This window comes from Sunxiuqinia sp. sy24 (assembly GCF_052677165.1).
Genome location: NZ_JBQYLH010000010.1, coordinates 83732 through 100341 on the forward strand (window position 1 = coordinate 83732; position 16610 = coordinate 100341).

Annotated in this window: 16 protein-coding genes; 9 read left to right on the plus strand and 7 right to left on the minus strand. The window is 44.8% G+C overall.

Annotated elements, in window-relative coordinates; genetic code table 11:
- Window positions 1-18: 18 nt before the first annotated feature.
- Window positions 19-2478: a TonB-dependent receptor domain-containing protein gene (locus tag ACUNWA_RS10355; RefSeq protein ID WP_445591833.1), complete on the minus strand. Its 2460-nt coding sequence runs from the start codon at window positions 2476-2478 to the stop codon at window positions 19-21.
- A gap of 266 nt (window positions 2479-2744) precedes the next feature.
- Between ACUNWA_RS10355 and ACUNWA_RS10360 the strand changes: the two genes are divergently transcribed.
- On the plus strand, window positions 2745-3455 hold the full coding sequence (locus tag ACUNWA_RS10360; RefSeq protein WP_445591834.1) for an SIMPL domain-containing protein: 711 nt from the start codon (window positions 2745-2747) through the stop codon (window positions 3453-3455).
- Window positions 3456-3539: 84 nt separating this feature from the next.
- Here the strand turns inward: ACUNWA_RS10360 and ACUNWA_RS10365 are convergent, their stop codons facing one another.
- The 6 genes from ACUNWA_RS10365 to ACUNWA_RS10390 all read right to left on the minus strand — a co-directional run bounded on the left by ACUNWA_RS10365 (window position 3540) and on the right by ACUNWA_RS10390 (window position 8072).
- A complete protein-coding gene (locus ACUNWA_RS10365) occupies window positions 3540-4715 on the minus strand; it encodes a hypothetical protein (protein ID WP_445591835.1) in 1176 nt (391 codons plus the stop codon).
- On the minus strand, window positions 4712-5338 hold the full coding sequence (locus ACUNWA_RS10370; protein WP_445591836.1) for an RNA polymerase sigma factor: 627 nt from the start codon (window positions 5336-5338) through the stop codon (window positions 4712-4714). Before ACUNWA_RS10370 ends, ACUNWA_RS10365 begins: the two co-directional genes overlap by 4 nt.
- Window positions 5339-5467: 129 nt before the next feature.
- Window positions 5468-6424, minus strand: coding sequence for a DUF5777 family beta-barrel protein (locus ACUNWA_RS10375; RefSeq protein ID WP_445591837.1), 957 nt, complete (start codon window positions 6422-6424; stop codon window positions 5468-5470).
- 159 nt (window positions 6425-6583) lie between these two features.
- A complete protein-coding gene (locus tag ACUNWA_RS10380; RefSeq protein ID WP_445591838.1) occupies window positions 6584-7129 on the minus strand; it encodes a YceI family protein in 546 nt (181 codons plus the stop codon).
- A gap of 14 nt (window positions 7130-7143) precedes the next feature.
- A complete protein-coding gene (locus ACUNWA_RS10385; protein ID WP_445591839.1) occupies window positions 7144-7521 on the minus strand; it encodes a hypothetical protein in 378 nt (125 codons plus the stop codon).
- Between the two features lie 41 nt (window positions 7522-7562).
- Window positions 7563-8072 (minus strand): CHRD domain-containing protein, encoded by a 510-nt coding sequence (locus ACUNWA_RS10390; RefSeq protein WP_445591840.1) that lies wholly within the window; start codon window positions 8070-8072, stop codon window positions 7563-7565.
- Between the two features lie 509 nt (window positions 8073-8581).
- Here ACUNWA_RS10390 and ACUNWA_RS10395 point away from each other — a divergent pair.
- The 8 genes from ACUNWA_RS10395 (at window position 8582) to ACUNWA_RS10430 (ending at window position 16518) form a co-directional block, all read left to right on the plus strand.
- The gene (locus tag ACUNWA_RS10395; protein WP_445591841.1) at window positions 8582-9565 is read left to right on the plus strand and encodes a hypothetical protein; all 984 of its coding nucleotides are present in this window, start codon (window positions 8582-8584) and stop codon (window positions 9563-9565) included.
- An 18-nt stretch (window positions 9566-9583) separates the two neighbouring features.
- Entirely contained in the window at window positions 9584-10651 is a 1068-nt protein-coding gene (pstS, locus tag ACUNWA_RS10400; RefSeq protein ID WP_445591842.1) for a phosphate ABC transporter substrate-binding protein PstS, read from the plus strand.
- A 74-nt stretch (window positions 10652-10725) separates the two neighbouring features.
- On the plus strand, window positions 10726-11577 hold the full coding sequence (gene pstC, locus ACUNWA_RS10405) for a phosphate ABC transporter permease subunit PstC (RefSeq protein WP_445591843.1): 852 nt from the start codon (window positions 10726-10728) through the stop codon (window positions 11575-11577).
- A 7-nt stretch (window positions 11578-11584) separates the two neighbouring features.
- Entirely contained in the window at window positions 11585-12472 is an 888-nt protein-coding gene (pstA, locus tag ACUNWA_RS10410) for a phosphate ABC transporter permease PstA (RefSeq protein WP_445591844.1), read from the plus strand.
- 3 nt (window positions 12473-12475) lie between these two features.
- A complete protein-coding gene (pstB, locus tag ACUNWA_RS10415; protein WP_445591845.1) occupies window positions 12476-13255 on the plus strand; it encodes a phosphate ABC transporter ATP-binding protein PstB in 780 nt (259 codons plus the stop codon).
- 22 nt (window positions 13256-13277) lie between these two features.
- Window positions 13278-13964 carry a phosphate signaling complex PhoU family protein gene (locus ACUNWA_RS10420; protein WP_445591846.1) on the plus strand — a complete coding sequence of 229 codons (687 nt, stop codon included), beginning with the start codon at window positions 13278-13280 and terminating at the stop codon, window positions 13962-13964.
- A gap of 4 nt (window positions 13965-13968) precedes the next feature.
- The gene (locus ACUNWA_RS10425) at window positions 13969-14649 is read left to right on the plus strand and encodes a response regulator transcription factor (protein WP_445591847.1); all 681 of its coding nucleotides are present in this window, start codon (window positions 13969-13971) and stop codon (window positions 14647-14649) included.
- 96 nt (window positions 14650-14745) lie between these two features.
- On the plus strand, window positions 14746-16518 hold the full coding sequence (locus ACUNWA_RS10430) for an ATP-binding protein (RefSeq protein WP_445591848.1): 1773 nt from the start codon (window positions 14746-14748) through the stop codon (window positions 16516-16518).
- Window positions 16519-16610: the final 92 nt, after the last annotated feature.

Here is a 16610-nt window from a genome sequence, read left to right on the forward strand (position 1 = left end):
CTTTCATTGAAACAACTGCTAAAACTCTTTTTCGCCAAACTCACTTTTGGGGAGTTTGCTGTTGATGTTTTTCTTGTTCAGGTTGAAGCTGAGGTTCACCAAAATCATATCTGTTTCATAAATGTAATTGGTGGTGGTATAGAAGTCTTTGCCCCAGGTAGTGATGCGCTGTCGGTTGCTTTCATGCATGCCCAGGTCAATGTTTTGCCATTGCACGCTGGCGGTCATCCGGTTGTTGAATAAACTCTTTTTCAGGCTGAGGTTGGGGCTTAAAAAACGGGAATCTTCGCCTTGTGCTGTTGGGCGCACCGAAAGGTAATTCACATTGGCATCCAGGCTCCAGGTGGGAGCCAGCGTAAAGTTGGTGTTTGCATTGATGGAATACACCCAGTCGTCTTTCGGATCAATCCGAACCGGCTCACCCAGAATGACCAGGTCACCTTCGTATTTTTGCTTGTAAACCGTGGTTCCCAGGTAAAAATTCCACCAACTGACGGGCTGCACATTTACACCCAGTTCAAGGCCCAATGCAGTTGCTTTTTCAACATTGGTATACACCCGGTTCAGGATGGTGTCGGCATATACGCTGTTAACCCGTTGCACCGGATCCTTGCTTGAGCGGTAATAGGCTGTGGTAAACAGGGAGCCTTTGTCAAAGGTTTTAATCAGCCCCAGCTCGAAGGAATTGATCAGCTCCGGACGCAGGTCAGGATCACCAATTTCCAGGGTTTCGGAGTGCTCACGCTCCGGAATTGGGTTGAGCTGGTTGTTGGACGATCGCTGAATCCGACGGCTGTAAGCTCCTTTCACTTTCCAGTCGTTATCTAATGCATAAAGCGCACTGACCGAGGGAAACAGGTTAGACAATTTCAGCTTATGTGGGTTGGGATCGGTCGATAAAACAACGGTACGGCTTGAATACTCGTAACGCAAGCCCGCTGAATATTCCAAACGGTCTCTTTGTGCTGAATACTGGACGTAGGCCGAATTGATCCGGTTTTTTGAAACGGCTGTTCCGCTAAATTGATCCAGCCCGGGTTGGTTCGGATCAAAGGGAGTTACCAGGTAGTCGAATACCCCATCTTGCCGGTCGTTGCGAAACTGGTAACCGGTTTCTAGCATGCCACTGGCCACGGGCAGGCGGTAGTCGGCTTTCAGGCGGTAGCCTTTAATGGGTTTCTCGTACGGATTCTGGACGTATTGCAACACCTCGCCTCCCGGTCTGCTCAGGTTGTAGTTGTGGGTGTTGCCATACAAATCATCGTATTCATACAAACCCGAAAGCGTCAGGTCGGACTGATTGGCAAAAGTGTGGGTGTAGTCCAGGTTCCCCAGGGTAAACGTTCCTTGCTTGATCTGCTTGTTGGGGTTGTAGTAGTTGAAATGGTAGATGAAGTTATCCTGCAAATCGGTTTGCGAGTTCTTGTAAAAGATGTTGGCATCGCGTTCCTGGTAGCGTTTGCCGCTGTACACGCCCAGTGAGATCACATTGTTTTCGTCGGCAGCATAGCTAACAGATGCCCGCCCCATGTAGTTGTAGCGGTAAAAACTGCGTTCTCCGGCACTCGGAAAATGATTGATAGTGCCATTCTCCGGATTGGTAATCCGGACATAGCCGTCGCGAAAGCCGGCCAGATCGTCGCGGGCGTAATTTCCGCTAAGGGTGATGTCCCACTTATCCTTTTGGTAGCTGAAACTGGCATCGGCCGCATAACGAACAGGTTGATCTTCGTTGCCAAAGGTAGTGGTGCTGGGCAGGCCTCCTTTAAGGTTGACACTAAAGCCGGTATGGTCGCTGCTTCCTTGTTTGGTGGTGATGTTGATGATTCCGCCCTTACCATCCGGATCGTATTTAGCTGACGGAGAGGTGATCAGTTCGACGTTTTCGATGGTGTTGGCCGGCAGTTGACTTAACATGCTTTGCGGATCAGCCAATACCGGTTTGCCATTAACCAAGAGCAGAAAGCCGGAGGAGCCACGCATGGAAATTTCACCCAACCCATTGACTGAAACGGAGGGCATATTTTTGAGTACATCGATGGCCGAACCGCCTTGAGCAGACTCAAACTGATCGGCTTTATACAGTTGCTTATCGAGCTTGTTAAACGCTTGTATTTTGGTACCGGTTACCGCTATCTCATCGACTAGAACTTTGGCTGGAGTCAGGGCAATATCTCCCAACTGGACTGGCTTTCCAGTACTTATTTCGAACACTTCAGATTGTTTCTTTTCATAACCCATAAACTGAATCTGCAGGAAATAGCTTCCAGATTCAATTTTAGAGAAAGCGAACTTGCCGGATACATCGGTGATTCCTCCGGCCACCAGCTCCCGGCTAGCGGATTGATACAAAGCCACACTGGCATATTCCATGGGCTCTTTGGCCTCATGGTCAATAACCCGGCCGCTAACGTTTGAAGCAATTGCGTTTCCTGCCAGCAGGATGCAAATAGAAAGAAGAACATTTCGAAAGATCATAATGACTTGTAAATTGAGTTTGTTAAAAGGGGGGAGCACGAATTAACTGGGGTGTGTTCCTAATCCTACTGTTTTACTTGGATAAAAAAACAGGCAAATCTATAAATAGTTTTGGTTTTTTGAATAGGCTTGAGAAATGATTTTAGAACTAGCTTGGCTCATTGTTTGTAGTAGAACTATTTCGTAAAATTGAAGAAGCAAAAAGGAACCGTTGAAGACGTCTGCTAATTGTTCTTCAATAGCATAAATACTTTAAACATATAAAAATGGAAAATACAGGATGGTTAAAAGCAGTGCTTGTTTCAGTGGCACTCGTCATTGCAGGTTACTTTGTGGGCAATATGCATCAAAATGGAATTAAGTACAACCGCCATGTGGAGGTGAAAGGGCTTTCGGAGCGGGAAGTGAAAGCTGACTTGGCGGTATGGCCCATTCAGATTACCCTTACCGGGAACGACTTAAAGTTGCTAAAAACCGATATTGAACAGCAAAAGCAGCAGGTACAGGAGTTCTTCCTCAAGCAGGGCTTTGTTGAGGATGAGTTGAGTATGGGATCTACCAACATCGATGATGCTCGGGCACAAATGTACGGTGGTAATATGCAAAACCGCCAATTTCGGTATATTGTAAAAACAGAGTTTACTGTGCGTACCGGCAACATCGACAAGCTGCAAACAGCGCTGGCCGAATCCTTATCTCTTATTTCTAAAGGTATTTTGATTGGTTCGAAAAATACCTGGCGCCCCATTGAGTTTATCTACACCAAGTTGAATGAAATCAAACCGTCGATGATTGAGGAAGCCACGATGAACGCTCGCGAAGTGGCCGAAAAATTTGCTAAAGATTCGAATTCCAAAGTGGGAAAAATCAAAAATGCCCGCCAAGGCTTGTTTACCATCAACGATCGTGATCAAAACAGTCCGCACATTAAAATTGTGCGTGTGGTTTCTACGGTTGATTATTTTTTGCAGGATTAAGCTAGTCGTTTAAAGCAGAATGTTTTTGTGATTATATTGAAAGTCTGTTCACAGTCAGGTGAATGGACTTTTGTATGTTATCGTTTAGAGGGTCCAGCTGGCGCTAAGAGCCATGCCAAAGGACTGTAAGCGAACTTCAGCATACCCGATATCTTGTGTCGTAATTTTCAGGAATGGTTGCACGTTGACACTCATTCTCGAACTTAGTTGTTGCTGTACGCTCATTTGCAGGTTAAGCACGCTTAGCCAATGTTGATTCTCGTTTACAAGGTGGACGTCCTCTGTGTTTTGACCATAGCCGTTACTGTTTTCAAAATAGTAGTCTTCTTTGAGCATAAGATAGGATGAAATTCCAGTTCCCAGGCTAACGGTTGTTTTTCCTTTGGTGAGGATGGCATATTGGATGTTGAAAGGAATATCCAGTACCCGACAGTCGGCATTTACCATTTGAGTGGCATAGGTGGTTTCAACCTTATAATTGTTAAGGCCGGTTTCGTATACTTTTTTGGCATAAACGGCACCTGTGCTAATTTGCCATCGTGGAGTTAAGTGCCAGCTTAGGAGCAGACCGATGTCGCCTCCAAAGCTTCCATCATTCAAGTTGTCAATGCCATTGTAAGCAGGAGCCACCAGGACACTTAAGGCAAGTTGCCTGTTTTTAGGACCGGACTCAAGATGAAGGGGGCTATCTGTAGCTTGCCTGATGAGGGGTGCTTCTCTATTCTTATTGAGTGATTCTAGCTTACTTGTTTTTGGACGCTCTGCCTCTGGGAGTTTTCCGGATATACTTTCACGTTGGATAAGTTCTGAATAAGAAATAAGCTCGCTGGTATCTGTTGGCTCTGTTGACCCTTGTGTTTTGGTGGATTGGCGATCTTCTTGCACCTCAGATTCAGTGCGGGATGCTAAATCAGGATAGTTTATGCCGGGTTGGATGAGTGAATCGATCAATTCTCGCTCTGTGGCAGGTGGACTAGGTATCTTTTCTTCTTCCGCAGGTGTTTCTTCCTGCTTTAACTGTTCTGCTACCTGTTGTTGCTGGGCGGGCCATAGCACCCAAATGCTAAGAGCTAGTAAAAGCAATGCAGCTATACTGCCAAGTGGTTTAAGCCAAAACACAATGCTTTTTCGCAGTGAATGCTTTTTGATACGCACTTCAAGTTTTTGCCAGTCATCGGAGTTAAATGAAACCGGATCAAATTCAGGGTTTAAGCCTTCCCGAAACAATTTATCGATATTTTCAAGGTCCTTCGGTTTCATGATTCGTGCGATTTGGAATGAAAACCCGGGTGGTTTAGGAATTGTATCGTTGAGGCTATCGTGCTCTTCCAAAGTAAAAAAACAACAATGGATTGAGGATGAGCGAGCATTTGTTGTAGCTTTTGTCTGGCTTTGTATAGGTTTGAGCGGGAGGTGCTGGCGCTGATTCCAATGAGTTCAGCAATTTCATCATGCGAGTAGCCATCAATGGCATATAAGTTAAATACCATCCGGTAAGTTGGTGGAAGCCGTTGGACCATGGCCAGCAAGTCTTCGTAGCGAAGTTTACGTTCAGCTGTTGCCTCGTTTGGAAGATCGTCTGATTGTTCCAGCTTCTCGATTCGTGTCCATTTTAGATTGGCCCGGTAATAGTCGATGGAAGCATGGTAAATGATTTTACTCAACCAAGTTGTGAAAGGTCGGTTCTCGTCATATTTCTCAATGTTTGTTAGTGCTTTGAAAAAGCCATCATTTAAAACTTCGGTAGCTTCCTGGTAGTTATTGGCATAGCGCAGGCAAATTTTCATAGCAAACCCGTAAAGCTTTTGGTACAATAACTTCTGACTCTGCCGGTCTTGTTTTTTGCAACCAACGATCAACTCCTGTAACTCTTGTTCTTCCATGGAAAGAATGACTAATTAATACCAGTAGTAACTCTTCTTGCTTTGGTCATAGGCGCATATGGTGTAATTTAAGACATTATTTTTAATTGATCACGTTGATTAAAGAGTAAAGTCATCGTTTGTAGTTCGTTATGGTTCGTTCTTCGCCAGTGAGAATGTTCGGGTAATTGTAAATCCCCATCGGAACTCTCCACTTCCCCATGAACTGCTTGTGGCAGGAATAAATTGGTTTTCGAGAATCGCTGCTGAATTGGTAAAAATAGCGTTAAATACGTGCCCTCCGGTCTCAATTTCAAGGCCAAGCCCCAAAGGATGGTGGAATTGAAAATCTTTCTGTTCCAGAAAATAGTCTTTACTGTTTTGACCTCTGAAAGGAATAAAGTAATCGGCTATGATGGCTATGCCCGGACTTATTTTTACACGTGTTCCAAGACCAAGGGCAAAGAGATTGTTTTCATCCATATAAGACACATAGTTGCGTCGAATATAGGTAGGAAGGATGGCTAATGAGAGACCATAATTGAATTTTCGGGTAACGATAAGTTGAGCCAGGTAACTCATTCGGTCTCCAAGTGAATGAAAGGCTGCATCAGAAGTAGCGATAGTTGATTTTTCCATGGTCGAGATGACACTGTTTCCAAAAAAACTAACAGAAAGAGGAATGCGGTTGTCTGTACTTTGACGAACGATTCGGAATTTTGAGTTTAGGTAGACCAGCTCTCTTTGACCGGTGCTGATACTATTGGGAGAGCCCTTCGCTCTTCCGATCCCAATACTCCAGCGATCGGATATGCCATAATCAAAACCAATCAAAATATCAGTGGAGTTGTCCAGCCCATAAAAAGTTTGAATCCCTCCGGAACTTCCGGCAATATCTCCAAAGCGGTGCATCACCACAAAGAGTAAGTCATTTTTATGGACCGTTTCATTCGACTGAGCATTGATGATTCGGGATGAATTGAAGGTTCCAAGAACCGGTAACGAAGCTTGATCTTTGTCCGAATTGGGAAAAAGTTGGGCTAAGTCCTGCCCCTGGGCTAAAATGATTAGTGAAAAGGATAAAAGAAGTGTGAAGAGTCGCTTCATAATACAAAATGGTTTCGTTTATCAATTTTGGATGTCAGTAACTAGTTGATTGAAAGAGAGAAGCCAATGCTGTTTTGAAAAATGAACAAGGCAGCATTGAGCTTAATTCCAAAATACATGTTGTCATGGCGGTTGTTCTATTTTCTTCATCGTATCGCATTAATTAAGTGATAATTGGTAGCGTGCTGAAACGGTTACTTCTACTTCTTCTGCAATATTCTTGATTACCAAGCGGGGAATGCGGATGTGATGATCCTTAAGACGAACAGGAAAGGTGGCTTTTGCTGTCAGGATTTTTCCATCGGTTTGCAGTTGAGCCTGAACGGTATAACTTTTAGTTACATTGTGGATTGTTAGTTGGCCATGGGCAACAACTGTAGCAATGCCTTTCTGTTTCCAATCAACAGGTTGTTGGATGCTACCCTTAAATTCGGCATATGGATACTGATCGCTTTCCAGGTACTTCACATTGAAATGTTCTTGCATCAATGGCCTCTCAAACTCAAAGGTTCGGATAGCAACCTTGAAGTAGACAGATTGATTGTCCATATCAATAGCTGAAACTCCTTGGTGACTGATTGCATAGATGTTTTCTAAAGGAGCTTCTGAGAAAAAGCTTAAGCTCACCTTGTCTGATAGCCATAGCTGTGCATGGGCTGACAGCGTAACTAAAAGGATTAGGAAAGCGATAAGTGCTGTTTTCATCACAGTTGTCTTTTCTATTCGTTGACAGGTGCGCAATTGGCAATCCAGACAGTGAGCGAATCCCTGATCGACTGAGGCAGGGGGGCATTGCCTTGAGGCATATCTGCATTGCTAGAAAGCACGCGTGCATTGAACGAGCCCAAGTATTGGCTAACACCATTGTAAGTGCTAAAATCTCCAGGTCCTTGTGAATTGCCTTGATGATGACACTCAACACAGTATTGAGTCATAATTTCTTTGACGTAGTTCGTGTAGGTGATATCCATTTCTGGATATTGAGGAACACAGTCCATTGGATCCGGATCCTCTGGAACTATTTCCGGTGCTGTATTCTCACAGCTACCGAAAAGAGCGACCAGCCCAACTAAGCATATAAGAATTGGGTTCTTCATTTGTCTAAATTATCAGGTTGCATTTGCTTGCCTTTTTTCGGTTAATACCCACTTCCGCCTCCGGAATTATTTGAGCCAGAATTGTCTTTGGTCAATGTAGCCAGAACCTCTCCGGCAGGATAGTCCTGCGTGTGGATTTGAGCGTAAATCTTTCCGGCAGCTAAATCATTGACTTGTTGATTTGTCAACGTCGCGGTTCCTGAAACGGTCCCCGCCGTTGCATTTGCAAAGCCTGTAATTTCAACAATAACAGGTCCGTCGTTGTGGAAATGCATGTTGACGGCATTGGATCCCAAACCTGACCAGCTGATGGTGTAGGTTAGTTTTTGCGTTATGGGATCGAACGTTCCCTTTGCGGTTCCCGTTGCTGATGTTGTGACGTTGTCAGAGGATTTGACGAAAGTTCCGGCATAAGAAATCTTTTGAGTTGATTCCATATCGGTATTGTCATTGTTGTCATCACTACAGGCGAATAGTCCGCTGAAGAGAAAGAGAACGATTAAAACCACTATTGGTGATTTGCTTTTTAAATGGATGTCTTTTGTTTTCATGATTCGATTTTTAATGCGTTAATACTGAATTGCTAGTTCGATCGAAAAAAGTTTTGCGCGCAAATTTTCGAATCGCTTCTACTAAAGGGTACGATTGCAAAACAGAATCTGCTGCCTGATAAAATACTTTTTTGTCCTTTTTTATAAAAGATGGATGAAAAGTACTTCTATTACTTTTATTATTTTTGAATGATGGAGCTTGCTGTATCTGCAGCTTGTGTGTTTCTGTGTAGCGCAGAGCGTCCTTAATGAAAGGCTTGAAGGGGATGGGGATTTTCAGTCTTTGTAATCCGATGGTCGAAAAAAGTTTGATTTGTAATCTTTTTGCAGCAAATTGTAATTTGTAGTTATTCAGTTAGATAAACGTGTTTCGGAGGACACGTTATGAAACCTTACTCGTTAATTTAATCGAATTGTAATCTTTTATTAATGGGCTTGTAATGTTTTAGATCTTCATTTGCCAGTGAATTCTGTCAAGGAAGATTAAATTTTTTATCAATCATAAGTATATGAAACGTATTGGCGTATTAGTAATGGTCATGCTGGGCATGATTGCCTTGGGCCAAGCCCAAACAGCAGATGAATTTAAACCAACTGGAAAACCAGTTATGCGGATTTTTAGTAATTATCACAGCACGTTTTCGGACGGTGAATCGGCTTCTGCCTTTGAGCTAACCCGGGTGTATTTGGGGTATCAGCATCAGTTTAGCAACGAGTTGTCGGGAACTGTCATTTTTGATGTGGCCGATCCAGGTGTAGGTGGTCTGAAGATGGCTGCTTATGTGAAAAATGCTTACCTGAAGTATCATACCGGAAATTTCACAGCTAACTTCGGAATGATTGCAACGACTCAGTTTAAGGTGCAGGAAAGTGCCTGGGGCTACCGCTATCTATATAAATCACTTCAGGATGAACATAAATACAACGCCAGCGCGGATCTGGGAGTTAGCCTGGCTTACAAGTTCTCCGATTTTGTTAGCGCAGATGTGATTATGTCGAACGGTGAAGGCTACAAAAAAGTACAAGCCGACAGCACGTTTCGGACGGGTTTCGGTGTAACCATTCATCCGGTGAAAAAGCTTACCGGACGAGTTTACTACGACTTTATTTCAAAAGAAAACACGCAGTCATCTCTAGCCACCTTTGTTGGCTACAAAGCAGACGATTTCTCGCTTGGAGCGGAATATAACCAGCAGTATAATGCCGGATTCAAAGAAGATCACGATTTAAGCGGAACCTCTTTTTATGGAACCTGGAATGCCTCATCAAAAATCAAGGTTTTTGCTCGTTACGATAAGCTTTTCTCAAACGCTTTGGCTGGTTCATCCAGCGATTGGAACAGGTCAAAAGATGGTCAGCTGTTTTTGGCAGGACTGGAATTTACACCGGTAAAGGGTGTGAAACTGGCTCCCAACTTCCAGGGATGGAGTCCGGCCGATGACAGCAAGGACTTTAGTGCTTCACTATTCCTGAATTGTGAGATCAAATTTTAATCTATAAATGATTTTATCATGAAAGTAATTTTATCCTTTGTCTTGGCACTTGCCCTGCTTAGTGCATGCCAAAATTCAAACAAGAAAACCAATGAGTCGGGTGGCGAAAACGTGAGTTTGACAGCTGCTGGAGCGACTTTCCCATTACCATATTATAACCTGACATTCAAAAATTACACGAAGGCAACCGATGTGTTGGTCACCTATGGCGGTATTGGCTCAGGCGGTGGCATCCGCAGCTTGAAAGATAAAGTGGTTGACTTTGGTGCCACCGACGCTTACTTAAGCGATGACAAATTAGCGGATATGCCGGGCGAGGTGGTTCACATCCCAACCTGTATTGGTGCGGTAGTTATTGCCTATAACCTGCCCGGAGTAGACGAGCTGAGGCTTTCAGACCAATTGCTGGAGAAAATATTTATGGGCGAGCTTACCAACTGGAACGATCCGGCCCTAAAGACAAACAACCCGGATGCGAATCTTCCGGATATGGAAATCACCTTTGTACACCGCTCTGACGGTAGTGGAACAACTCATATTTTTAGCGACTACATGAGCAAGGTCAGTCAAAAATGGGCCGATGCTGTAGGAACCGGTAAATCGCTGAAATGGCCGGTTGGAATGGGCGCTAAAGGTAATCCGGGCGTTGCCGGAACGATTAGTCAAACCGAAGGTGCTATCGGCTACATCGGTTCTGAATTTGCTTTTGCTCAAAAAATACAAACCGCCAAAGTTCAAAACAGTAGCGGTGCGTATATCGTGCCAAGCATTGAAAGTATTAGTGCAGCAGCACAAGGCGAAATACCAGCCGACACCCGGGTGATGTTGACCAACTCGTCCGATCCGGCTTCGTACCCAATCAGCGGATTTACCTGGATTATTCTGTATAAGGATCAGGCATACGATGATCGCTCTAAAGCGCAGGCGTTGGCAACCGTTGAATTTCTGGATTGGATGGTTGGCGAAGAGGCTCAAGGTCAGGCGGCCAAAGTAAACTATGCTCCGCTGCCCGAAGCAGCTGTTCAAAAAGCCAAAGCTATCCTTCGCGGGGTGACATACGGCGGCGAAGCAATTTTACAGGAGTAAAAAAATGATTTGAATGTTTAGTCATCGGGTGACTCGAAGTCACCCGATGACTAACAACCAAACGATCCACACCGATGAACAGTGACAAAATCACCAAAGCCGTTTTATTCTCCGTATCCACACTTATTTTGATGTTGGCGGCAGGTATGGTTTACTCCTTGGTTGGAGGCGCCATCCCCGCATTGAAAACCTTTGGCTGGCAATTTATCTTCTCCGGAGAATGGAACCCCACGGAAGGGCAGGAAGACTACGGTGCTTTACCGTTCATTGTCGGAACATTAATGACCTCTTTTGCTGCGCTTCTGCTCTGTCTTCCCTTGTCTTTTTCAACCTCACTATTTATTGGTGAATACTTTCGGGGAACCCGCGTGGCGCGTATTTTAGGACTTTTGGTGGATCTGCTGGCTGGAATCCCTTCCATCGTGTATGGGCTTTGGGGTTTTTATGTACTTCGTCCCGCATTAATTGAGCTGGGTTTTGGCGGACGGGGTTTTGGAATCTTTACTGCCAGTCTGATTCTGGCCATCATGATTATTCCCTACGCCACTTCGCTGAGTAATGAAATCATCAGCATGGTACCGAACGACTTGAAAGAAGCAGCCTACTCCTTGGGTGCCACCCGCCTGGAAGTGATTACCACCGTGACCATTCCCAGCGCACGCTCGGGCATCGTTGCGGGCTACATCCTGGCTTTTGGGCGCGCTTTGGGCGAAACCATGGCCGTTACCATGCTCATCGGAAATACCAATGTAGTGCCTTCCGGTTTTTTCGACACCGGAAACACCATGGCCAGTGTGATTGCCAACCAGTTTGGCGAAGCCGATGGGCTCAAGCTGAGTTCGTTGATCGCGATTGGCCTGCTCTTGTTTTTAATTACCGGTATCATTAATGCTGTTGGAAAGTTGATAATTAAAAAGATGAACTAAGCTTCCCATGGAATCCATTCAAGCACTTAAAAATCAGGATCACTCATCCAGCCGTTTGTTGAAAGACAAGCTGGTGCTTATTGGGGTTGTCGTCCTGTCATTGGTCACCATATCACCAATCATTCTGATTATCTCCAAGCTGGTGATGGAAGGCTATCGGCAGATCAGTCTTGATTTCCTGATTCAGAATACACCGGACACCTTTGAAGCGATGACCGCTGTGGCCAATGGTGAAAAGATTCCCGGCGGAATTGCCAATGGTATCGTTGGTACGCTGGTGATGGTGGTGTTGGCTGCGGTCATTGCCATTCCTGTTGGGGTGTTGACGGGGATTTTCCTGTATGAAAATCAGGGTAAACTGATGGCGAACCTGACACGAAATATATCGGATATCTTACAGGGCGTTCCCTCCATCGTATTAGGACTAATCTCCTATTTGTGGGTGGTGAAGCACATTACCAGCGGCTATTCGGCCTTGGCGGGCAGCGTATCGCTGGCTATTATGATGTTGCCCATGATTGTGCGATCGACGGAGGAAACACTGAAAATGATTCCGCAAACCTTAAAAGAAGCCGCACTGGCCTTGGGGGTTCCCTACCACAAAGTGATCTTGAGGGTGTTGGTTCCCACCGGGTTTAGTGGTTTGTTAACCGGAATTTTATTGGGAATCTCCCGAATTCTGGGTGAAACAGCTCCTTTGTTGTTAACCGCACTCGGCAGTTCCCGGATTAACCTGGACATCACCGGGCCGACCAGCGCCATTCCGCTGTTGATCTGGGAATTTTATAACGATCCAAATATGATTGACCTGATTTGGAGTTCATCCCTGCTTTTAATGGCGATTGTCTTAATTTTGAATATTGTCTCGAAGCAGATTACCGCCAAAAGAAATTAGAACATGACAAACACAATAGCTGAAATAAAAAAACCGATTCTGTCGATCAACGATTTGTCTGTTGCCTATGACAAGAACTATGCGGTCAAAAAGGTGTCGGTTGAAATCAAGAAGAACTCGGTGACTGCTATCATGGGACCTTCGGGCTGTGGTAAAAGTACCTTGCTGCGTGCCCTGAACCGGATGCACGAGCTGTATGAAAATATTAGTACTGAAGGCGAGGTATTGCTGAATGGCAGTAATATTTACGACATGTCGCCCATCAAGCTGCGGCGGCACATGGGCATGGTTTTTCAACGCCCCAACCCATTCCCAACCATGAGCATTTACGATAATGTTATTGCAGGTTACAAGCTGAATGGCATTCGTACTAAAAAGAAAGAGCGCGACGAGATTGTGGAGCGTTCGCTACGCGATGTGGCTCTTTGGGATGAAGTGAAAGATTCGCTTTACAAAAAGGGAACCTTTCTCTCTGGCGGACAGCAGCAACGCCTGTGCATAGCACGGGCACTGGCTTTTAGTCCCGAAGTGATTCTGATGGACGAGCCCACCTCGGCCCTGGATCCAATCGCCACCTCAAAGGTTGAGGATCTGCTGGTCAAACTGAAAGAAAATTACACCATCGTTTTGGTGACGCACAACATGTCACAGGCGGCTCGGATCTCCGACTATTCATTATTTATGTATCTTGGTGAGTTGGTTGAATACGGGAAAACAAAAAACATGTTTACCAACCCGAAAGACTCCAGAACGGAAGAATATTTAACCGGAAAATTTGGTTAACAGCCACTAATAAAATCAAATCATGACTATTAAAAAAGACGACGCGATTAATCATATTCAGGCGGACTTTGAGGCCATGGCCAACCTGGTACTTGAGCAGTTGGACCAGATGGAGCAGATCATCATTTCGGGAGAAATAGATGTGGCTGACGGGCTGTTGAAGAAGATCATGCAGAATGAAAAGGACATCGACAAGCGGGAAGTCAAGCTGAGCGATAAGATTGTTAATGCCATTGTGTTGTACAAGCCGGTAGCTTCCGACTTACGCTGGATTATGGCTTGTTATCGGATTATTCTGAGCCTGGAACGCATAGGCGACATTGTGGTTAATGTAACCAACTTCATCAATAAAATTAAAACTCCTGAAGTTTACGAGCGCTTAAGGGAAGTCTTGTCAAATATGACTATTCAGAGTATTAAGATGGTTCGAAAATCCTTACTTTCCTATTTGAATGATGATAAGGAGTTTGCGATCTGGACTATTAAAAATGATCTGGTTTTTGAGGAGATCAACCATAAGTTGATGAAAAAGATACTGGCGAAAACGGAAACAGAGGAAAGCAACAAGCACTTGCTCATGAGCATTGTAACCATCAAGGAAATGATGTCGAACATTGAGCGTATTGCTGATCATGCCACCAACATTGCCGAGGCAGCCATCTATTCTATTGAAGGAAAAGATATTCGTCACCATAAACTTGGTAAATAGAGCCATGGATTATACCCCTAAAATATTGGTTGTTGATGACGAGAAAGACCTGCGCGAAATTCTTCAGTTTAATTTATCAAGCGAAGGTTTTGAAATTGATGTGGCTGCGTCGGCCGAAGAGGCCTTAACGATGCCGTTGGAGAATTACCACCTCATCCTGCTCGATGTGATGATGGGCGGCATGTCGGGTTACCAAATGGCCGACTTTCTGAGGAAAGAGAAAGATCTGGATATTCCCATCATCTTCCTGACGGCTAAAGGTTCGGAAAATGATTTGTTGACCGGATTCAATGTGGGGGGCGACGACTACATTGTTAAACCCTTTTCCATCAAGGAAGTGGTGGTTCGCATTAAAGCCATTCTGAAACGCGGAATCGTCACCAACAAACCCTCCACGCTGTTAGAGCATCATGGGTTAAAGGTAGATGTGAGTCGAAAGTCAGCCTTTATTGATGAGGAGGAGCTAAAACTGACCCGCAAAGAATTTGAGATTCTGGCGATGTTGATGAAAAACCGTGGAAAGTTTATCTCCCGGCAGGAAATTCTGGACCGGATATGGAGCGACGATGTGATTGTTACTGAGCGGAATGTAGATGTGAATATTGCCCGCTTGCGGAAGAAAATAAAGACCTATGGCACTGCCATCAAGGGGCGATCCGGCTATGGGTACTGCTTTGATAATTAGATAAACACATCAGCTTCATACAGGAGAATAAACAGATGTTAGTAATTTGGCAATGGTCATTAACGAGTCAATACTAAAACTTTAAAAACAGATACTGTGGGACTTCAACGTAGAACATACAAGCAGCGGATTTTTATCTACTTTTTTGCTGCATTTTCCTTTTTCATGGTCGCGATTCTGGCCTTTCAGTTTAACCGCGAAAAACGCTATCGGACCGATCAGCTTGAAAATACGCTGGACAATATTGCGGGCTTTACCAATCGCTACATCGAGCATTACGATGTTATGGAGGAACAGAATTTTGCCCGTTTGGACACCATCCGCTACCTGATTCCGGAGAGCAATACCCGGGTGACGGTGATCGATACCAAAGGCGATGTATTGTATGATAGCTACGTGTCGGATTACAGCCAGATGGAGAACCACCTGTCGCGTCCGGAAGTACAAAAAGCCTTTTATTCAGAAACAGGAAGCAACATTCGGTATTCCGAAACTACCGGACAGGACTTTTACTATTTTGCGCGCTACTACGATGGCTATTTCGTGCGGTGTGCGGTGGAATACAACATTGAAATTAAGAATTTCCTGAAAACCGAGCGGGTGTTTATTTTCTTTATGATTGCCCTGTTCGTAATCATGTGGGGCTTGCTGTCGCTGGTTACCAATCGCCTGGGGGAGTTTGTCAATAAGCTGCGCGACTTTGCCGTTCGGGCCGGTCGGCACGAAAACATCGATCCGAGTCTGACTTTTGCCGACTCTGAATTTGGTGATATTCGCCGGCAGATTGTGCATATTTACAACGACCTGAGGCAAGCCAAGGAAGACCTGACAGCCGAAAAAGAACGCCTGTTTAACCACTTGAATGCCTTGAACGAAGGAATCGCTTTCTTTCTTCCAAACAAAGAAAAGATACTGGCTAACAGCCATTTTATTCAATACATCAACCTGATTTCTGATCGTTCGTCAGTCTCGGCCGACATGCTTTTTGAAATCGAAGACTTTAAGCCACTTGTTCTTCAGATTGATAAATGTCTTGGTGATGATGATGTGATTAATACCAAGGATCTGCCCCAGTTTTCGATTACCATCTCGCGTAACGAAAAGTATTTTCGGGTGCAAAGCATCGTCTTTCCCGATAAGAGCTTTGAAGTGTTGATTAGCGACATTACCAAGCCGGAGAAACGACGCCTGCTGAAACAGCAGCTGACATCGAATATTGCCCATGAGCTAAAAACACCCTTGGCTTCGGTTAAAGGCTACCTGGAAACGATTCTGAACAACAAGAACCTGCCCAAGGATAAGCTCGAGTATTTTATTCAGCGAGCTTTTAGCCAGAGTGAGCGACTGAATGAATTGCTCAACGACATTTCCTTGCTCAACAACATTGAAGATGCCGGCGACTTGTTTGAGTTTAAATACACGCACCTGCGTCCGCTGATTAACGATGTGATTGAGAATCTGGAGTCGCGCCTGAATGAGCGAAATATGCTGGTGCAAGTGTCGGTGAGCGATGAGGTGAACGTCTATGGAAACGACAGCTTGCTGGCCTCTATCTTCCAGAATTTCATTGAAAACTCGATCAACTATGCCGGTGAAAATGCGGAGATTCAAATTAAGCAATACCTCGAAGACGAAAAGTTCTACTACCTGAGTTATTCTGATACCGGAAAAGGTATTCCAGAGGAACATCTGCCACGTATCTTTGAGCGTTTCTACCGGGCCGACGAAGGCCGCACCCGCGGAAGCGGGGGAACCGGCCTGGGCTTGTCGATTGTAAAGAATGCGGTGCAGCTGCATAAGGGCGAAATTTCCGTTCGAAACAAGCCCGAAGGAGGTCTCGAGTTCTTGTTCTCACTGGCTAAGGGCTAAAGGCTCGAAGCAGGGGCTTGGTGCAAAGAGCACCGAAGAAGGAACCCGGATGAAATGATAATTAAGCTATTGACGGATATTGAAATCCTCAG

Bases quoted from the DNA above. Each gene is read 5' to 3' on its own strand.
- ACUNWA_RS10355 (WP_445591833.1), bottom strand. From the start codon at position 2,478: ATGATCTTTCGAAATGTTCTTCTTTCTATTTGCATCCTGCTGGCAGGA.
- ACUNWA_RS10360 (WP_445591834.1), top strand. From the start codon at position 2,745: ATGGAAAATACAGGATGGTTAAAAGCAGTGCTTGTTTCAGTGGCACTC.
- ACUNWA_RS10365 (WP_445591835.1), bottom strand. From the start codon at position 4,715: ATGAAACCGAAGGACCTTGAAAATATCGATAAATTGTTTCGGGAAGGC.
- ACUNWA_RS10370 (WP_445591836.1), bottom strand. From the start codon at position 5,338: ATGGAAGAACAAGAGTTACAGGAGTTGATCGTTGGTTGCAAAAAACAA.
- ACUNWA_RS10375 (WP_445591837.1), bottom strand. From the start codon at position 6,424: ATGAAGCGACTCTTCACACTTCTTTTATCCTTTTCACTAATCATTTTA.
- ACUNWA_RS10380 (WP_445591838.1), bottom strand. From the start codon at position 7,129: ATGAAAACAGCACTTATCGCTTTCCTAATCCTTTTAGTTACGCTGTCA.
- ACUNWA_RS10385 (WP_445591839.1), bottom strand. From the start codon at position 7,521: ATGAAGAACCCAATTCTTATATGCTTAGTTGGGCTGGTCGCTCTTTTC.
- ACUNWA_RS10390 (WP_445591840.1), bottom strand. From the start codon at position 8,072: ATGAAAACAAAAGACATCCATTTAAAAAGCAAATCACCAATAGTGGTT.
- ACUNWA_RS10395 (WP_445591841.1), top strand. From the start codon at position 8,582: ATGAAACGTATTGGCGTATTAGTAATGGTCATGCTGGGCATGATTGCC.
- pstS (WP_445591842.1), top strand. From the start codon at position 9,584: ATGAAAGTAATTTTATCCTTTGTCTTGGCACTTGCCCTGCTTAGTGCA.
- pstC (WP_445591843.1), top strand. From the start codon at position 10,726: ATGAACAGTGACAAAATCACCAAAGCCGTTTTATTCTCCGTATCCACA.
- pstA (WP_445591844.1), top strand. From the start codon at position 11,585: ATGGAATCCATTCAAGCACTTAAAAATCAGGATCACTCATCCAGCCGT.
- pstB (WP_445591845.1), top strand. From the start codon at position 12,476: ATGACAAACACAATAGCTGAAATAAAAAAACCGATTCTGTCGATCAAC.
- ACUNWA_RS10420 (WP_445591846.1), top strand. From the start codon at position 13,278: ATGACTATTAAAAAAGACGACGCGATTAATCATATTCAGGCGGACTTT.
- ACUNWA_RS10425 (WP_445591847.1), top strand. From the start codon at position 13,969: ATGGATTATACCCCTAAAATATTGGTTGTTGATGACGAGAAAGACCTG.